Origin of the sequence: Bosea vestrisii, from assembly GCF_030144325.1 — a bacterium.
GTDB classification, from domain to species: Bacteria; Pseudomonadota; Alphaproteobacteria; order Rhizobiales; family Beijerinckiaceae; genus Allobosea; species Allobosea vestrisii_A.
Genome location: NZ_CP126307.1, coordinates 3091726 through 3109822, shown reverse-complemented (window position 1 = coordinate 3109822; position 18097 = coordinate 3091726). Strand labels below are relative to the sequence as shown.

Genomic DNA, 18097 nt, shown 5'->3' with positions numbered 1-18097 from the left:
TTGCGTTTGGCATATGGCAGGCCGGCGCCCAGGGTTGTTGATGCCGGCGTTGGCAAGTGCTGCGATGCAGCAATTCGCCCGGGGACCTTTCAGCCATGAAGCCGACCATCCTGATGGCGCCGCGCATGCCGGCGCGCCTCGTGGCACGCCTGGAGGAGCGATACGAGGTGCTCGGGCCGATGAGTCATTCCGCACCGGCCGCGCTGCCGGCGGGAGCGGAAGCGGCGCGCGTGCTGCTGACGGTCGGCACCTGGAAAACCGATGCTGCCCTGATCGACGCCCTGCCCAGTCTCGGTCTCATCGCCTGCTACGGTACGGGCAATGAAGGCGTCGAGCGGGCGGCTGCCAAGGCACGCGGCATCCTGGTCAGCAACGCCGCCGACGCCAATGCGACGAGCGTCGCCGAATTCGCGGTCGGACTGATGCTGGCGAGCGCCCGCCAGATCGGTGCCGCCGAACGCTTCTTGCGGGCCGGACGCTGGCAAGGCAACGCAATCGAGCGGATGGCGCATGTCCCGGGCCTGGCCGGGCGCAAGCTCGGCATTTTCGGGCTGGGCGCCATCGGCCAACGCATCGCGGTGCGGGCAACCGCTTTCGACATGACGGTCGGTTATCACAACCGCTCGCCACGGCCGGAGCTGCCCTATCAGTATCACGACAGCCTGCTCGGCCTCGCCGAATGGGCCGATATCCTGATGGTCTCGGTGCGTGCGAGCAGCGAGACGCGGCACGCAATCGATGCTGTAGTGCTGCGCGCGCTCGGCCCGCAGGGCCATCTGGTCAACATATCGCGTGGCCTTGCGGTCGATGAGGCAGCGCTGATCGAGGCGCTGGAGAGCGGTACGATCGCGGGCGCGGCGCTCGATGTCTACGAGCACGAGCCTGTCGTTCCGGATCGGCTCAAGGCACTGGATAACGCAGTGCTGACGCCGCATATCGCCGCGAACGCCGAATCGGCGCAGATCGCCCAGCAGGAGCTGCTGCTCGCCAATCTGGAGGCGTTTTTCGCGGGCCGGCCGCTCCTGTCGCCGGTCGCGATCTAGGCGATCGGGGAGGGAGGCTGCGCTCACTCCCCGCGTTACGGCGCGACGACGACCGGGGTGCCCATGCGGACACGGGCGTAGAGATCGATCACGTCGCTGTTGTGCATGCGAAAGCAGCCATAGGAGGCGGCGGTGCCGACCGAGCGTGGGTTGTTGGTGCCATGAATGGCGTATTGGCCACCGGGGCCGAGGCCGATGACGCGCGCGCCCATCGGGTTGTTGGGAGCGCCGCCGGGAATGACGTCGGGCAGCCGCGGATTGTCGCGCTTGACCTCGGCCGGCGGGCTCCAGGCCGGATCGACCATGAGCTCCTCGACATATTTGACGCCGCGCCACTGCTTGCCGGCCTTGCCGACGGCGATGGTGTAGCGCAGGGCCTGGCCCGGCGCGGCGATGTAATAGAGCTTCCGCTCGGCCGTCCGGATCAGGATGGTGCCGGGCTGGTAGCGATAATCGGGGAAGTCGACGACCTCGCGCGCCTGCGCGGGGCGCACCGCCAGCAGCATCAGCAGCGAGAGCGCTGCCGCGATGATGAGATCGATCGGTCCGTGCCGGCCCGCCATGGTTCTCTCCCTGCGCGTCCCTACGCTTCAGGAGGATTTGGGCGGTTGCCGGTGAATCGCGGGTTCAGCAGCATGGTGAACCCGCGATTCAGCATGAATCCGGGCTTAACCGGCTGATTCTTCAGGCGATGGCGGCGCCGATGGTCAGCGTCGCCAGCAGCAGCGATAGCAGGGCGGCGAGGAGCAGGTCGATCGGACCGTGCGGGATGCTCATGGCGGAATCCTCCGGCGCCGCGATCCGACATCCGGCGGCGCCAGCCCCGTCATGACGGAACCGGTCGGTACGGTCCACGGCCGACAGGGACCGGCGTGAACGGCCGGTTAAGCACTCGTGCCGGGTTTGCGGAAAACTGTGCGGGAAGCGGGACTCAGGCTTTCTCGACCACGAGCGTCGCCCCTTCGACCCGCACGATGCGGATCTCGGTACCGGCGAGCAGTTCGGGACCAGTGACGCGCCAGGAGGAATCGCCGACGCGGATGCGGCCTTCGCCGCCGGCCATGGTCGCCTCCAGCTTGAAGACCTTGCCGACCAGCTGACGGCCGCGATCGTTCAGGCCCGAAGCGGCATCGGGTTCTTGATCTCGCCGGCGCGTGATGGCGCGTCCGGCAAGAACGCTGGCGACGGCGAGCACCGCGAAGACCAGCAATGCGCTCTGCCAGGCGATGCCCGCGAGCCCGACGACGATGCCGGTCAGCAGCGCGGCGAGGCCGAACCAGAGCAGGAAGACGCCCGGCGCCAGCATCTCGCTGCCGATGAGGACGAGCCCGAGCACGACCCAGGCCCAGCCGCCGAGGGAGGCGAACCAGTCGAGCATCGTCAGCCCTCCACGGAGCGGCCGGCCGCGGGAACGGAGCCGGCCCGGCGATTCGCCACTGCGTCCTCGCCGAACACGGCCTTGGTGAGCTGGGCGATGCCGCCGACGGTGCCGGCGAGTGCCGCAGCCTCGATCGGCACGATCACCACCTTGCTGTTGGGGGCGCTCGCCATCGCCTTCAGCGCATCGGTGTAACGTTCAGCGATCAGGAAGTTGGCGGCCTGGATGTCGCCGCGGCTGATCGCTTCGCTGACCATGGCGGTCGCCGCCGCTTCGGCCTGAGCCGAGCGTTCGCGGGCCTCGGCATCGCGGAAGGCGGCTTCCCGCCGACCCTCGGCGGCGAGAATCTGCGATTGCTTCAGCCCTTCGGCCTTCAGGATCTCGGCCTGACGCATACCGTCCGCTTCCAGCACGGCGGCGCGCTTCTCGCGCTCGGCCTTCATCTGGCGATTCATCGCGCCGACGATATCGGCCGGCGGCAGGATGTCGCGGATCTCGATGCGCGTGACCTTGACACCCCAGGGCGAGGCTGCGGCGTCCATCACGCGCAGCAGCCGCTCGTTGATCTCGTCGCGATGCGAGAGCAGCTGGTCGAGATCCATCGAGCCGACCACGGTGCGAATATTGGTCATGGTCAGGACCATCAGCGCCTGATCGAGCGCCGAGACCTCGTAGCGCGCCTTGGCGGCGTCGAGGATCTGGTAGAAGGCGGCCGCGTCGATGCGAACGCCGGCATTGTCCTTGGTGATCGCTTCCTGGCTGGGAATGTCGAGCACCTGCTCCATCACATTCACCTTATGGCCGATCCGGTCAAAGAGCGGGATGATCAGCCCGAGGCCGGCGCCGAGCGTGCGCGAATAGCGGCCGAAGCGCTCTACAGTGAAATTGTAGCCCTGCGGCACGGTGCGCACGCCGAGCGCGATCGCGATGACGACCGCGGCGACCAGCATGATCAGGGCGACCGTGGCGATATCCAAACCTTGCGAGCCCATCTCATCCCTTCTCCAGCTTCGGCGCAGCAGCCGCTCATCATAGCGATGTTTGCGAAGCTCTGATGCAGGCTCGCGCCATCAGCGCTCCAGATATTTGACCACGCGCCACATCATCTCGCCGACGGTGTTGCATTCCTCATCGTTGAGGACGCCCATCATCGCCTCGATCTTGGCAGTGTGGATCGCGAGTGCCTTGCGAGTCAGCGTCTCGCCTTCCGGCGTCAGCCAAAGCCGGCGCACGCGTCGATCGGTGTCGTCATTGCGACGCTCGATCAGGCCGCGCCGCTCGAGTTCGGGCAGGAGCATGCTCATGGCACTGCGGCCGACGAGCAGCTTCTCGGCCAGCGCCTGCTGGGTCAGGCCGGGGGGTGCGGAAGACGTTGGCGAGCACATCGTAATGGGCGAGCTGGATGCCGAGGGGGCCAGCGCCTCGGAGAAAACCTTCTTCCAGAGCTGGTGCATGCGCGCGACGGCGAGCCAGTTCTTGAAGCGCGGCAGCTCCCAGGGCAGGCGCGATCCGCCGGTGCCCTCCGGCTCATCCACGGTTTTGGAAATCGGCTCTTGCATTTTGTTCATGGCTGAACATAATAGTTCAAGACTGAACGAACAGGGTTTCCGATCATGCCCAGCGCAGCCCTCCGCGTCATTCGTCCTCTCGTCCGTATCGGCAGCTTCATCGCCCCACGTACCGCAGGGCGCGCCGCCTTCAAACTCTTCTGCACGCCGCCGCGCCAGCCAGGTCCGCAGACCCGGACCGGCAAGGCGATCATCGCCGCCCGCTCCCGGCTCGCACCCGCCATCAAACAGGCGGTATCCTACCCGTGCGGGACGGTCAGCACCTATCTGTTCGAACCAGAGCCCCGCTTGCAAGATGGCGACGGTCCGGCGCCGACCGTGATTCTGCTCCATGGCTGGAACAGCGAGGCGGCTTTCATGAGCGCTTTCGTCCAGCCGCTGCTGGCCCAAGGCTTCCGCGTCGTCGCCTACGACATGCCGGCGCATGGCGCTTCGACGGGGGCCGAGCTCAACATTCCGCTGGGGGTCGCTGCGCTCGCTGCCGTCGCCCGCGTCTTCGCCCCGGTGCATGCGATCGTCGCCCACTCCTTCGGCGGGGCGATTGCGCTCGCTGGGCTCGCCCGCAGCGTGCCGGGCCAGCCGCGGGTCAGGACGAACCGGCTCGCGCTGGTCGCGGCGCCATCCTCGGTCACGACCATCACCCGCAATTTCGGCGCGACGATCGGGCTCGGCCGCCGCGGCCAGGCGGCACTGGAGCGGCGTATCCATAGCGTCGCCGGCAATCCGGTCGAGGCTTTCGAGGGGCGCCAGCAACTGGAGGCGATCAGCCTGCCGACCCTGGTGATCCATGACCGTCAGGATCGCGAGCTCGATTTCCATCATGCGCAGGCGCTGGCGGCGGCGGGAAGCTTCGTGACGCTGCAAGAGACCAGCGGACTGGGCCACCGGCGGATCTTGCAGGCGAAGTCGGTGCTGGAAGGTGTGACGCGGTTCGTGGTGGGGTAACTTGCTACCTCACACCCAGCCCATCAGCTCCCGGCGCACCACCGCCTCGATCACCTGCATGCCCTCCTCGGAATCGTTGAGGCAGGGCAGATAGGCAAAGTCCTTGCCGCCATTGTGCATGAAGATCTCGCGGTTCTCGACGTCGAGCTCCTCGAGCGTCTCCAGGCAATCGGCGGAGAAGCCGGGCGCGACGATGGCGAGCGATTTTGTGCCGCCTTGCGCCAGCGCCTTGACGGTCTCGTCGGTATAGGGCTGCAGCCACTCATCGGGGCCGAAGCGCGACTGGAAGGTCAGGCGGAAGCGCTCGTCGGACAGGCCGAGCTTCTCGCCGAGCAGGCGGGCGGTGACGGCGCACTGGCAGTAATAGGGATCGCCCTTGAGCAGATATTCCTTCGGCATGCCATGCAGCGAGCAGAGGATCACCTCCGGCTCGAAGGAAAGCTTGCCGAGCGATGCCCGAACCGAGGTGGCGAGCGCGTCGATATAGGTGGGGTCGGCATAGTAGGGATGGGCGACCCGCACGGTGGGCTGCCAACGCATCTCCATCAGGGCGCGAAAGGCCTGGTCGCAGGCTGTCGCCGAGGTCGGCGCGGCATATTGCGGGTAAAGCGGTACCAGCAGGATACGGTCGCAGCCCTGGTCGAGCAGGCGCTTCAACCTGCTCTTCACATCGGGCAGGCCGTAACGCATCGCCCAGTCGATAGTGATGCGGTCCTCGGCGACGCCTTTCAGGCGCTCGGCGAGCTTCTCGGTCTGCGCACGCGTGATCGTCTTGAGCGGGCCTTCGTTGCGCTCATTGTTCCAGATCGAGGCGTAGTCCTTGCCTTTCCGGCTCGGCCGCGTCGACAGGATGATCAGGTTGAGGATCGGCCACCACTTCCAGCGCGGCTCCTCGATCACGCGGCGGTCGGAGAGGAATTCCTTGAGATAGGCCCGCATCGGCCGGTAGCTCGTGCCCTCGGGCGTGCCGAGATTCATCAGCAGCACGCCGATGCGGCCGCTTTTGATCGTTGTATGGTCGGGCGGCAAACTGGGCTTGAGGCTCATCACATCTGCTTTCGTTCGGCTGTGATTTAGACGAGTTACGGTTTTCGTCCAGTCAGGCCGTGCGGGGTGCGACACTGCGTAAGCAGGGGTCTCGCAAGCCGGCTAGGCTCTTGCTAGTCTTTGTCGAAATCAAAACCGCAGGGGTTCGCGCCGATGACCAAGATGACCCGCCGCCACGCGCTTCGCGTCCTCGGCGCTCCCGCAGCCCTTGCCGCCACCGCGCCGGTCGCGAAGGCGCAGACGCCGGCTGCGAGCTTCACGCTGCTGCTGGTCAACGACATCTACAAAATGAGCGACGACAAAGGCAAAGGCGGCTTCGCCCGGGCCTCCGGCATCGCCAAGGCCGAGCGGGCGCGCGGCGTGCCGGTGCTGTTCTGCCATGCCGGCGATTGCTACTCGCCCTCGCTGATGTCGGGCTTCGACCAGGGCGCCCACATCGTCGCGATGCAGAACAAGATGGGTATCGACGTCTTCGTGCCGGGCAATCACGAATTCGACTTCGGCAAGGAGAACTACCTCAAGCTCACCGCGGCCCAGAGCTACCCGACCTTCGCGGCGAACCTGCGCGACGCGGCCGGCAACGCCCTGCCGGGGCACAAGGATTCCCAGATCTTCGAGCTCGGCGGCATCAAGGTCGGCGTGATCGGCACGACCTTCGACCCGACGCCGCAGCTCTCCAATCCCGGCGACCTGAAATTCTCCTCGACCATGGAGGCGTTGCGGCGCGAGGCGCGCAAGCTGAAGTTGGAAGGTGCCGACATCCTCGTCGGCGTGGTCCATGCCGACCGAGCGATGGACTACGAGATCGTGCGTTCTCGCGTGGTCGACATCCTGCTCACTGGCCACGACCACGACCTCGCCATCGCCTATGACGGCAAGGTCGTGATGGTCGAGTCGAACGAGGAGGGCAATTATGTCACCGCGATCGACATCGCCGCCAAGGCAACGGGCGAGGGCGCCAATCGCAAGGTCGAGTGGACGCCGACATTCCGCGTCAACGACAGCCGCGCGGCAACGCCCGATCCCGACGTGGCCGCCATCGTCAAGGGCTACGAGAGCGAGCTGTCGAAGGAGCTCGATATCGAGATCGCGACGCTGGGCGCCCCGCTCGATTCCCGCACCGGCATGATCCGCACGCAGGAGACCGCGATCGGCAACCTGATCGCCGATGCGATCAAGGCGGCGACTGGCGCGCAGCTCGCCATCACCAATGCCGGAGGCATCCGCGCCAACAAGCAGTACGCCGCAGGTCACAAGCTGACGCGGCGCGACGTTCTGAGCGAACTGCCGTTCGGCAATGCGACGTCGATGGTCGAGATCACCGGCAAGGATGTGAAGGACGCGATCGAGAACGGCCTGCGCGATGCGCCGCAAGGCTCCGGCCGCTTCCCGGTGGTGTCGGGCCTCACCTTCGAGGCCGACCTCAAGCAGCCGCAGGGCTCGCGCGTCACCTCCGTGAAAGTCGATGGCAAGGAGATCGATCCAGCCGGCAAATACACGGTCGCGACCAACAACTTCATGCTGACGGGCGGCGACGGCTACACCGCGCTCGGCCGCGGCAAGACGCTGATCGGCCTGACCGACGGCAAGCTGATGGCGAACGAGGTGATGGTCTATGTGCGCCGGCTGGGAACGGTCGAGGCCAAGGTCGAGGGGCGGGCCATCCTGAAGTGAGCGGCTTCCATGCGGCGCTGGGCGCCTTTCTGGCCTCGCTTGCCTCTGCCTCCTGGCGCGAGCTTGCCGTCCTCCGGGACGGTACGGCCGGAACGCGCCTGCGCGGCCGTCGATGCTGAGGTAGGTGCGGGCCATGTCGTGGCGCCGGCGCCGGAGCAGTTCCTCGCGGCCTTGGCGCTGACCCCGCTCGACCAAGTGCGAGTGGTGATCCTCGGGCAAGACCCTTATCCGACGCCTGGGCATGCCAACGGCCTAGCCTTCTCCTATGTCGGGCCGCCGCCGCTGCCGCGCTCGCTGGTCAACATCTACAAGGAGCGGGCCGAGGATCTTCGCCTCGCTGCGCCCATCGGCGGCGACCTCTCGCTTTGGGCAAAGCAGGGCGTGCTGCTGCTGAACACGGCACTGACGGTGCGCGAGGGGGCAACGCAGGCCGGCTCGCATCTCAAGCTCGGCTGGCGGGCGGTGACGGATGAGATTCTCTCGGCCGTCTCGCTGCGGCGGCCGCATGTCGTGTTCATGCTGTGGGGCTTATCGGCGCAGGCCAAGCGCGCGCTGATCGACGAGAGCAAGCATCTGGTCATCGCCAGTGCCCATCCTTCGCCGCTCTCGGCGCGGCGCGGATTTTTCGGCTCGAAGCCGTTCAGCCAGGCGAATGCCTGGCTGGCAGGGAAGGGGGAGAAACCGATCGCGTGGTAGGGCACTAGGCCGTCATTCTCGGGCGAAGCGCAGCGTAGACCCGAGAATCTCAGGCAGGACGAAGCTCACGTTTCCGAGATGCTCGGGTCAAGCCCGAGCATGACGAGCCTTCCTCACCCCACCGGCCGTTCGTCGGCGATGACCTTGCCGTCGTTCGGCAGGGCGCCGAGCGGCAGCACCTCGACCGCACCCTTGAGCTTGGTCACCTGCTGCAGGGTCGAGGACACCGCATCGATGAAGCCTTTCGACTCGGCATAGATCTCGGCCTTCAGCGTCATGGTGTCGAGCTCGTTAGCGCGGCCGATGACAAGGCGCAATTTGGCGATCTCGCTGTGGCGGCGGGCGATCTCGGCGACCTGCTCGGGCCGCACGAACATGCCCTTGACCTTCGCCGTCTGGTCGGCGCGGCCGAGCCAGCCTTTGATCCTCGCATTGGTGCGGCCGCTGGCACTGACGCCAGGCAGGATCGCGGTCAGGTCACCGACGGCGAGGCGGATCTGCGGGTGATGTGGGTCGAGATTGGTGACGACGATCTCGCCGACCTCGCCCTCGGTGACGGGATCGCCAGTGCCGGGCCGGACGATCTCGACGATCAGGTTCTCGTTCAGGACCATGCCGTCGCGGGCGCTGGTCTCATAGGCGATCAGGCCGATATCGGCGGTGGCGTAGAGCTGGTAGGCGTCGATGCCGCGCCCCTGCACCCAGGCTTGCAGCGAGGGCGGGAAGGCGGCGCCCGAGACGATGGCGCGCTTCAGGCAGGAGGTGTCGACACCGCGGCTGTCGGCTGCCTCGATCAGCAGCTTGAGGAAATCCGGCGTGCCGGTATAGGCGCTCGGCTGGTAGGCGCCGATCACCTCCATCTGCTGCTCGGTATTGCCGGGGCCGGCCGGGATGACGGCGCAACCGATGGCGCGCGCGGCCGAGTCCATGATGAAGCCGCCGGGCGTCAGATGATAGCCGAAGGTGTTGAGCACGACGTCCCCCCGGCGAAAGCCGGCGGCGTAGAGGCCGCGGGCCGTGCCCCAGGGATCGCTGCCGGTGCCTTCCGGCTCGAAGATCGGGCCGGGCGAGGTGAAGAGCCGGCCGAAGCTGCCGAGCGACGAGCCAACCAGCCCGCCAAACGGCGGATTGTCCTTGTGCAGCGCCGGCAGGTCGGCCTTGCGCAAAACCGGGAGCTTTGCGAGCGCTGCGCGGTCGGTGATCCCCGCCGGATCGACGCCCTTCAGATGCGCGGCATAGCCCGGTGTCGCCAAAGCGGCAGTAAGGACGGCCGGCAACCTGGTGAAGAGGTCGGCCTCGCGCTGCTCGGGCGGCCGGGTCTCGAGATCGTCGTAGTGCTGGTTCATCGCTCGTGCCCCGGTGCGAACTTATCGGCGCAGAATGCGCAGGAAATTGAGCAGCCCCATCAGCGACGCCGCGACATAGGTCATCGCCGCGGCCCGCAGCACGCCGCGCGCTGCGGGCATGTCGTCGGGGTGCAGATAGTTGTCGTGCTGCAGGATCGGCAGCGCCTTGCCGAAGCTGGCGTCGAACTCGACCGGTAGCGTGACGAGATGGACGACGAGGCCGATGCCGAGCAAGGCGAGCGCGGCCCCGAACTGGAACAGGCCGACAGCCGGCACGCGGGTCAGGATCATCACCACCGGAGCGGTGATCAGGATCACCATCGCGACCTTGTCGACCATGCCGAGAAAACGGGCCAATCCGGTGCGGATGCTGAAGAGCCGGCTGCCCTGCGCATGCTGGACGGCGTGGGCGACCTCATGGGCTGCGACGGCGACGGCGGTGATCGAGCGGCCGTCATGGTTCCCTGGTGACAGCCGCACAGTGCGTGCATCGGGATCGTAATGGTCGCCGCCGGCGGCGGTGGTCTCGACGGCGACCGAGTCCAGGCCGAAACGATCAAGCAGATGGCGCGCGAGTTCACCCCCGGTACCGGGCAGATCGGGCCTGTCTGCGGCGTGCTTGTCCATGACGTGGCGGACCCAGAATTGCGGACCGAGGATCAGCGCGAGGATGAGGAGGGCGACGACGAGGTAGAGCATGCCAGTGCTCGTGCTCGCCGATCCCGGCCGGACTATGACAGCCAGCGCTTGCGGCGCTTGTAGCTCTTGACCTCGCGGAAGGACTTCTTGTTGCCCTCGGCGACGCCGAGATAGAATTCCTTCACGTCCTCGTTCTCGCGCAGCATTTTCGCCTCGCCGTCCATGACGACGCGGCCGGTTTCCATGATGTAGCCATAGGTGGCGTAGCGCAGGGCCATATTGGTATTCTGCTCGGCGACGAGGAAGGAGACGTCTTCCTTGTCATTGAGCTGGCGGACGATCTCGAAGATCTCCTCGACGATTTGCGGAGCCAGCCCCATGGACGGCTCGTCGAGCAGGATCATCTTCGGCTTCGACATCATGGCGCGGCCGACAGCGCACATCTGCTGTTCGCCGCCGGAGGTGTAGCCGGCCTGCGAGTTGCGGCGCTGCTTCAGCCGCGGAAAGAGCTCGTAGATCTTCTCGAGGTCGCGCTTGATTGCGGCGTTGCCGTCGCGGCGGGTGAAGGCGCCGGTCAGGAGATTTTCTTCGATCGAGAGATGGCCGAAGCAGTGCCGGCCTTCCATCACCTGGATGCAGCCGCGGCGCACCAGTTCGTTCGGGGACATCTTGTCGACGCGCTCGCCGTCGAAGACGATCGAGCCCTTGGTGACTTCGCCGCGCTCGGCCTTGAGCAGGTTGGAGATCGCCTTCAGCGTCGTGGTCTTGCCGGCGCCGTTGGCGCCGAGGATCGCGACGATGCCCTTGCGCGGCACCTGTAGCGAGACGCCCTTCAGCACCAGGATGACGTGATCATAGATCACCTCGATATTGTTGAGCGACAGGATGGTGTCCGTCGCGGCCGCTGCCGTGGGCTTCTCAAGAGTGGCGGTCGACATCTTGCGCTCCTTCCTTCTCCCCTCGGGGAGAAGGTGGCCCGGCATAGCCGGGTCGGATGAGGGAAGGACGGATGAGGGCGAGTGCTGGACTTCCCTCATCCGTCAGCGCTTCGCGCTGCCACCTTGTCCCCCGAGGGGAGAAGGAAGCGCGCTCTTGGTCAGATCAGGACGACTTCTCGCAGGACTCGGTGCGCTTGGGCCAATTGCCGGCCTTCTCGACATAGTCCTTGGCGTTGGCCTCGATCAGCGGCCGGACCTCATCCTTCAGCGGCTCCAGCCACTCGCCCGGCTTGGTCCACTTGGTGCCGTCCCATTCGGCGACATAGGCCTTGCTGTGGCCGGAGTGGTCGGTGCAGGAGATCGAGGTCGGCGTGGCGAAGCCCTCCATGCCGATCTCCTTCAAGCGCGCCTCGGTGATGTTGAGGCTCTCCAGACCGCGGCGCATGTCCTCGGCGTTGACGACCTTCTTGCCGGTCAGCTTCTGGGCGTTGCGGATGGCCTCGACCACCAGCATCGAGTTGTAGACGCCGCGGTTGTAGAGGTTCTCGCCGACCTTCTCCTTCGGCGTGGTGCTCTTACCCTTCTCCACGACATGCTTGAGGATGTCCTGGATAGCCGGGAAGTTCTGGCCGGCCGCGTTCAGGTTGAGCGACTTGTAGCCCTTGGCCTCCGGTCCGCCGGCGCGCGCATCGTCATCGCCGCCCGCCCACCAGACGCCGACCAGCTTGCCGATCGGGAAGTTGTTCTTGATGGCTTCCTTGACCGCGGTGGGGTTCATCGCGCCCCAGCCCTGGTTGTAGAGATAGTCGGGCCGGTCGCGGCGGATCGAGAGCCAGAGCGAGCCCTGGTTCTGCATGTCGGCAGCGGCAACGGGATAGAGCTTGACCTCGAAGCCGTATTTCTTGGCGAGGTTCTCGAGCACCGGGATCGGTTCCTTGCCGAAGGGTGCGTCGAGATGGATCAGGCCGAGCTTCTTGCCCTTCAGTTTGTCCATGCCGCCGAGTTCGGCCGCCATGTGCTTGACCATCAGGGACGCGCCGTCCCAATAGGTGAAGGGCGGGATGAAGACCCAAGGGAAGTTAGTGCCGTCGGCCGAGGCCGAGAGGCCGTAGGCCATCGACAGGATCGGAATCTTGTCGACATGAGCGCGGGGGATCGCGGCGAGCGTCGCGCCGGTCGACCAGGGCGAGTAGACGATGGTGTTCTTCGACTTGGCCTGCTCGTAGCACTCGATCGACTTCTTGGTGTCGTAGCCGGTCTCGCACTCCTCGTAGATCACCTTGACGCCGTTCACGCCGCCGTCGCGCTCGTTGATCATCGAGATGTAGTCGCGCATGCCGTCGCCGATCGGGATGCCCGAGCCTGAGAACGGGCCTGTGCGATAGGCGTTGTTGGCGAAATAGACACTGTCCTGCGCGTTCGCCGGCGCGGCGATGGCGCCGGCGGCGAGGAGCGCGCCAAGTGCGACGCTCCTGATGATGCTGCTCTTCGTCATGGACTTCCTCCGTGGTTGCCGGTTACGGCCGAGCCGTTCCGTCTTCGCCATGCCCGCCGCTTGAAATTTCTGCGGTGGGTCGTTGTCCTTGGGCCTGTCCCTCACGCCTCAATAAGGGAACGGCCACGTCCGCAATTTCTGCTTTCCGATCTGCCAGAGCCGCGCCAGCCCGTGCGGCTCGACGATCAGGAAGATGATGATCAGCGCGCCGACCAGCATGAAGGTGACGTGCTCGGCCGCTGCGCCCGAAAGCGGCACACCGAGCGCCGGCAAGCCGAATTTCAGGATTGTCGGCAGGCTGGCGATGAAGGCCGCGCCCATGAACGAGCCGATCAGCGAGCCCAGGCCGCCAATGATGACCATGAACAGGATGTTGAAGGAGAGGCGGATGGTGAAGACGTCGTTGGCCTCGCCGCCGCCATACCAGAGGAAGATCATCATGGCCCCGGCAACGCCGGCGAAATAAGACGAGACGGCGAAGGCGGTGAGCTTGGCGTTGAGTAGTTTGATGCCCATCAGCTCGGCGGCGATGTCCATGTCGCGCACCGCCATCCAGGAGCGGCCGAGCTTGCCGTGCACCAGGTTCGAGGCGAACCAGGTCAGCACCACGACGAGGCCGAGGCAGACGAAATAGCGCGTCTCGGGCGTCGCAGCCGCGCCGGTGATGGGCAGGCCGAACAGCGTGCGCTGCGGCACCTCGATCGCGCCCGAGGCGTTGTAGTTGAACAGCCACGGCACGCGCACGAAGGCCCATTGCAGGAAGAATTGCGCGGCGAGCGTGGCGACGGCGAGATAGAAGCCCTTGATCCGCAGCGACGGCAGCCCGAAGAGCACGCCGATCGCGGCCGAGAACAGTCCAGACAGCAGAATCAGGACGACGATGTTCACGCCCGGGAAGTAGGTGGTCAGCTTGTAGCAGGAATAGGCGCCGACCCCCATGAAGGCGGCGGTGCCGAGCGAGATCAGCCCGGTATAGCCGGTGAGGATGTTGAGCCCGATCGCCGCCAGCGAGAAGACCAGGAACGGGATCATCACCGAGGCGATGAAGAAGTCATTGCCGATCAGCGGAACGCCGACGAGGGCGATGCCTAAGATGACGGCGATGCCGATCCGATCCTGCCGGAGCGGGAACACGGCCATGTCGGCGGCGTAGTTGGTCTTGTATTGGCCGGCTTCGCGGTAGAACACGGGCTCACCTCGTCATTCCGGGGCGGCGCGAAGCGCTGAGCCCGGAATCCATGAACATTGTCGCTTGCGAAGAGGTCGCGCCTTTGCCGGCGTTACCTGCGGTTATGGGTTCCGGGCTCGCTGCTGCGCAGCGCCCCGGAAAGACAGCGAGGTTCATGCGGCCGATCATCAGATCCTCTCGATGATCTTGTCGCCGAACAGGCCCTGCGGCCGGAACAGCAGGAAGCCCAGCGCGATGAAATAGGCGAGCCAGCTCTCGATGCCGCCGCCGATCAGCGGCCCCCAGTAGAACTCGCCGAGCTTCTCGCCGATGCCGATGATCAGCCCGCCGACGATGGCGCCGGGGATCGAGGTGAAGCCGCCGAGGATGAGGACGGGCAGCGCCTTCAGCGCGACGATCTCGAGCGCGAAGGAGACGTCGGAGCGCGCCCCCCACATGATGCCGGTAATCAGCGCGACGATGCCGGCTGTGAACCAGACGATCACCCAGATCTGGTTCAGCGAGATGCCGACCGAGAGCGCCGCCTTGTGGCTGTCTGCGACGGCGCGCAGCGCACGACCGATGCGGGTGTACTGGAAGAACAGCGCCAGCACGGCGATCATCAGTGAGGCGATGATGGCGGCGGCGATGTCGATCTTCTGCAGAGAGACTATGCCGCCGAGAATCTTCAGGTCGATCGCACCCTTGGGCAAATAGAGCTGATCGGCGATCATCTGCTTGGGGCTGCCGCCGAAGAGGGATTCACCGAAACCGATCAGGAAATAGGTGATCCCGAAGGTCGCCATGAACAGGATGATGTCGGGCTGGTTGACCAGCGGCCGCAGCACCACGCGCTCGATGGTCACGGCGAGAGCGAACATCACGCCGAGCGTCAGGATGACGGCGAGGAAAGCCGGCACGCCCTTCTCGTAGAGGCCGACCAGGGTCAGCGCCGCGAACACCACCATGATGCCCTGGGCGAAGTTGAACACGCCCGAGGCCTTGAAGATCAAGACGAAGCCAAGCGCGATCAGGGCGTAGAGCACGCCGGAGACCAGCCCCTCCCAGATCGTCTGGGCGAGCAGGTCCGGCGCCTGCGCCATCTGGTTGAAGGGATCGACGAAGATGGCGTGGATCGTGCCGGTGGGATCGATGCGGGCGCCGAGGATGGCTGCGGCGACAAGACCGATCACGATCAGGCCGGCCTTGATCCAGCCATTGGCGAGGAGATTGGGCGCGGGCTGCGCGGCGATGTCGCTCATGCGCTCATGTCCTTGCTTGCGGCGGCCATCAGTGCGCCACTCCGAGATAAGCGTCGATCACGCGCTGGTCGGCCTTGACCTCGCTCGGCGTGCCGTCGGCGATCTTGCGACCGTATTCGAGCACGACGACACGGTCGGAGAGGTCCATGACGACGCCCATGTCGTGCTCGATCAGGGCGATGGTCGTGCCGAACTGGTTGTTCACGTCGAGGATGAAGCGGCACATGTCCTCTTTCTCCTCGAGATTCATGCCGGCCATCGGTTCGTCGAGCAGCAGGAGTTCCGGCTCCATGGCGAGCGCGCGGCCGAGTTCGACCCGCTTCTGCAGGCCGTAGGGCAATTTTCCGACCGGCAGCTTGCGGATGTGCTGGATCTGCAGGAAATCGATGATGTCCTCGACAACCTTGCGATGCTCGATCTCCTCGTTCATCGCCGGGCCGTGGCGCAGCGCCTGCCAGAAGAAGCCCTTGCGCATCTTCAGTGTACGGCCGGTCATGATGTTGTCGAGCGTCGACATGCCCTTGAACAGTGCGACGTTCTGGAAGGTGCGGGCGATGCCCGCAGCAGCGGCCCGGTGCGGGCGCATCTTGTCGCGGCGCACGCCCTTATAGGTGATGCGGCCTTCCTGCGGGTGGTAGAAGCCGTTGATGCAATTGAGCATCGAGGTCTTGCCGGCACCGTTGGGGCCGATGATGGCGCGGACCTCGCCCTTGCGGATGTCGAAGGAGACATCGCTGATCGCTTTCACGCCGCCAAAGCGCAGCGAGATGCTTTCGACCGAGAGCAGCACCTCGCCCTTATGCGTGACCGGTGCGCCGGCGACAGCCATGGAATGCGCGTTCATGCCGCCTCCTTCGTCGCCGGGGCGGTTGCCGGGGCCGTGACCGGATAGACCTTGGAGTCGACGACCTTGACCGTCGCCGAGATCACGCCCTTGCGGCCGTCCTCGAAGGTGACTTCCGTCGAGATGTCGGCCTCAGTCGCGCCGTTGTAGAGCGCCTCGACCAGCGGGGCGTAGCGCTCGGCGATGAAGCCGCGGCGGACCTTCTGGGTCCGGGTCAGCTCGCCATCGTCGGCGTCGAGCTCCTTGTGCAGGATCAGGAAGCGCTTGATCTGGGCGCCGCCCATCATCGGCTCGGCGGCGAGCGAGCGGTTCACCTCGTCGACATGCCTGGCCATCATCTCGTAGACCTGCGGATGGCCGGCGAGCTCCTGATAGGAGGCGTAGACGACATTGTTGCGCTCGGCCCAGTTGCCGACGGCGGTGAGGTCGATGTTGAGCGCCACGGTCGCGTAGTCGCGGCCCTGGCCGAAGGCGACGACCTCCTTGATGTTCGGATAGAACTTCAGCTTGTTCTCGATGTATTTTGGCGGGAACAGCTCGCCTGAGTTGAGCTTGCCGACATCCTTGGCGCGGTCGATGATCTTGAGGTGGCCGCTCTCGTCGAAGAAGCCGGCATCGCCCGAGCGGACATAGCCGTCCTCCGTCATCGTCTCGGCCGTCTTCTCGTCGTCCTTGTAGTAGCCGCGGAAGATCGAGGGCGAGCGGTAGAGCACCTCGCCATTGTCGGCTATCCTGATCTCGACCTGCGGCGCCGGCTTGCCGACCGTGTCGGCCTTGATCTCGCCGTCCGGCTGCATGGTGATGTAGACGCCGGCTTCGGTCTGTCCGTAGAGCTGCTTCAGGTTGACGCCGATCGAGCGATAAAAACGGAAGAGCTCGGGGCCGATCGCCTCGCCGGCGGTGTAGCCGACCTTGATGTTGGTCAGGCCGAAGCGGTTGCGTAAGGGCGCATAGATCAGGATGTCGCCGAGCTTGTAGAGCAGGCGGGCGGACAGCGGCACGCTCTCGCGGTTCAGGATCTTCTCGCCGTGCTGCTTGGCGACGCCGAGGAAGTAATGGAAGACCTTCCGCATCAGCGGGCCGGCATCCTCCATGCGCACCATGGTCAGCGTCAGCATGGTCTCGAAGACGCGCGGCGGCGCGAAGGCGTAGGTGGTGCCGATCTCGCGGCGGTCGTCGACGACGGTCTCTGGCCCTTCCGGGCAGTTGACGCAGAAGCCGGCGATGATCGCCTGCGCATAGGAGAAGACGTGGTCGCCGACCCAGGCGATCGGCAGATAGGCGATGATCTCGTCGTTCTCGTTGAGCCCGTCGAAGCCGCAGCCGATCTCGGCGGCGGTGATGACGTTGTAGTGCGTCAGCATCACGCCCTTGGGCCGTCCGGTCGTGCCCGAGGTGTAGAGGATGATGGCGAGGTCGTCGCTCGCGCCCTGCTCCATCTCGCGGTCATGCGCGGCTGAGACGGCGGCGTCCTTGAGCGCAGTGCGTCCGGCCTCGATGACGTCGCTGATGTCGTGCAGCTTGGCGTGGTCGTAGTCGCGCAGGCCGCGCGGCTCGTCATAGAGCATGTGGCGCAGGGCCGGCAGGCGCTCGATGACCGAGAGGACCTTGTCGACCTGTTCCTGATCCTGCACGCAGGCGAAGACCGCCCCGGCATGATCGAGCACATAGGCCATCTCGTCGGCGACGCTGTCGGCATAAACCGGCACGGGAATCGCGCCGAGCCATTGCGCGGCGGCCATCGACCAATAGAGGCGTGGGCGGTTGTAGCCGATGATCGCGACTTTCTCGCCGCGCTTCAGGCCGAGCTGCTCGAAGCCCCTGGCATAAGCGCGGACCTGCTCGGCGACCTCGGCCCAGCTCCAGGACTGCCAGATGCCGAGATCCTTGTGCCGGAACGCGACGCGTGCGCCGCGCTCTCGCGCATTGCGCAGCAAAAGCTTGGGAAAGGTATCCGCCTGGCCGGCGGCTGCGCTTGCCACGATCGTCGTCTCCACCCTGTCGCCCCGTCTGCTGCGGGTTTGTCCGGACGCTAGGCCCTTATGCGATCATGC

General features: G+C 65.7%; 17 protein-coding genes. 4 read left to right on the top strand and 13 right to left on the bottom strand.

Translation table 11 applies throughout. The features are described 5' to 3' along the window. Positions 1-95 precede the first annotated feature (95 nt). Positions 96-1043: a 2-hydroxyacid dehydrogenase gene (locus tag QO058_RS15395; RefSeq protein ID WP_284167201.1), complete on the top strand. Its 948-nt coding sequence runs from the start codon at positions 96-98 to the stop codon at positions 1041-1043. Positions 1044-1078: 35 nt separating this feature from the next. Here the strand turns inward: QO058_RS15395 and QO058_RS15390 are convergent, their stop codons facing one another. From QO058_RS15390 to QO058_RS15375, 4 genes are all read right to left on the bottom strand, one after another. Then, positions 1079-1606: a L,D-transpeptidase gene (locus tag QO058_RS15390; RefSeq protein ID WP_284167200.1), complete on the bottom strand. Its 528-nt coding sequence runs from the start codon at positions 1604-1606 to the stop codon at positions 1079-1081. Positions 1607-1974: 368 nt separating this feature from the next. After that, on the bottom strand, positions 1975-2421 hold the full coding sequence (locus QO058_RS15385) for an NfeD family protein (protein WP_284167199.1): 447 nt from the start codon (positions 2419-2421) through the stop codon (positions 1975-1977). Positions 2422-2423: 2 nt separating this feature from the next. After that, positions 2424-3413, bottom strand: a complete 990-nt coding sequence (locus tag QO058_RS15380; RefSeq protein WP_284167198.1) for an SPFH domain-containing protein — start codon at positions 3411-3413, stop codon at positions 2424-2426. 78 nt (positions 3414-3491) lie between these two features. Further along, positions 3492-4322, bottom strand: a complete 831-nt coding sequence (locus QO058_RS15375; protein ID WP_284167197.1) for a MarR family winged helix-turn-helix transcriptional regulator — start codon at positions 4320-4322, stop codon at positions 3492-3494. 24 nt (positions 4323-4346) lie between these two features. Here QO058_RS15375 and QO058_RS15370 point away from each other — a divergent pair, with 24 nt between their 5' ends. Beyond that, complete coding sequence (locus tag QO058_RS15370; protein ID WP_284167196.1) at positions 4347-4934, top strand: alpha/beta fold hydrolase; 588 nt, start codon at positions 4347-4349, stop codon at positions 4932-4934. Positions 4935-4943: 9 nt separating this feature from the next. On the opposite strand, the gene hemH is transcribed toward QO058_RS15370, so the two are convergent. Further along, on the bottom strand, positions 4944-5981 hold the full coding sequence (hemH, locus tag QO058_RS15365) for a ferrochelatase (RefSeq protein ID WP_284167195.1): 1038 nt from the start codon (positions 5979-5981) through the stop codon (positions 4944-4946). Between the two features lie 153 nt (positions 5982-6134). Between hemH and QO058_RS15360 the strand changes: the two genes are divergently transcribed. Next, complete coding sequence (locus QO058_RS15360; RefSeq protein WP_284167194.1) at positions 6135-7655, top strand: bifunctional metallophosphatase/5'-nucleotidase; 1521 nt, start codon at positions 6135-6137, stop codon at positions 7653-7655. Between the two features lie 63 nt (positions 7656-7718). Then, positions 7719-8351 carry a uracil-DNA glycosylase gene (gene ung, locus QO058_RS15355; RefSeq protein ID WP_284167193.1) on the top strand — a complete coding sequence of 211 codons (633 nt, stop codon included), beginning with the start codon at positions 7719-7721 and terminating at the stop codon, positions 8349-8351. A 113-nt stretch (positions 8352-8464) separates the two neighbouring features. On the opposite strand, the gene QO058_RS15350 is transcribed toward ung, so the two are convergent. From QO058_RS15350 to QO058_RS15315, 8 genes are all read right to left on the bottom strand, one after another. After that, entirely contained in the window at positions 8465-9697 is a 1233-nt protein-coding gene (locus tag QO058_RS15350; RefSeq protein ID WP_284167192.1) for a phenylacetate--CoA ligase family protein, read from the bottom strand. Positions 9698-9718: 21 nt separating this feature from the next. After that, positions 9719-10396 carry a zinc metallopeptidase gene (locus tag QO058_RS15345; RefSeq protein ID WP_284167191.1) on the bottom strand — a complete coding sequence of 226 codons (678 nt, stop codon included), beginning with the start codon at positions 10394-10396 and terminating at the stop codon, positions 9719-9721. Between the two features lie 32 nt (positions 10397-10428). Beyond that, positions 10429-11274 (bottom strand): ABC transporter ATP-binding protein, encoded by an 846-nt coding sequence (locus tag QO058_RS15340; RefSeq protein WP_284167190.1) that lies wholly within the window; start codon positions 11272-11274, stop codon positions 10429-10431. 163 nt (positions 11275-11437) lie between these two features. Beyond that, entirely contained in the window at positions 11438-12769 is a 1332-nt protein-coding gene (locus QO058_RS15335) for an ABC transporter substrate-binding protein (protein ID WP_284167189.1), read from the bottom strand. 108 nt (positions 12770-12877) lie between these two features. Next, positions 12878-13957, bottom strand: coding sequence for a branched-chain amino acid ABC transporter permease (locus QO058_RS15330; protein WP_284167188.1), 1080 nt, complete (start codon positions 13955-13957; stop codon positions 12878-12880). 168 nt (positions 13958-14125) lie between these two features. Beyond that, on the bottom strand, positions 14126-15040 hold the full coding sequence (locus tag QO058_RS15325; protein ID WP_284172914.1) for a branched-chain amino acid ABC transporter permease: 915 nt from the start codon (positions 15038-15040) through the stop codon (positions 14126-14128). A gap of 187 nt (positions 15041-15227) precedes the next feature. Further along, entirely contained in the window at positions 15228-16043 is an 816-nt protein-coding gene (locus QO058_RS15320) for an ABC transporter ATP-binding protein (RefSeq protein WP_284167187.1), read from the bottom strand. Further along, positions 16040-18025, bottom strand: coding sequence for an AMP-dependent synthetase/ligase (locus tag QO058_RS15315; protein ID WP_284167186.1), 1986 nt, complete (start codon positions 18023-18025; stop codon positions 16040-16042). The genes QO058_RS15320 and QO058_RS15315 overlap by 4 nt, the downstream gene beginning before the upstream one ends. Positions 18026-18097 lie beyond the last annotated feature (72 nt).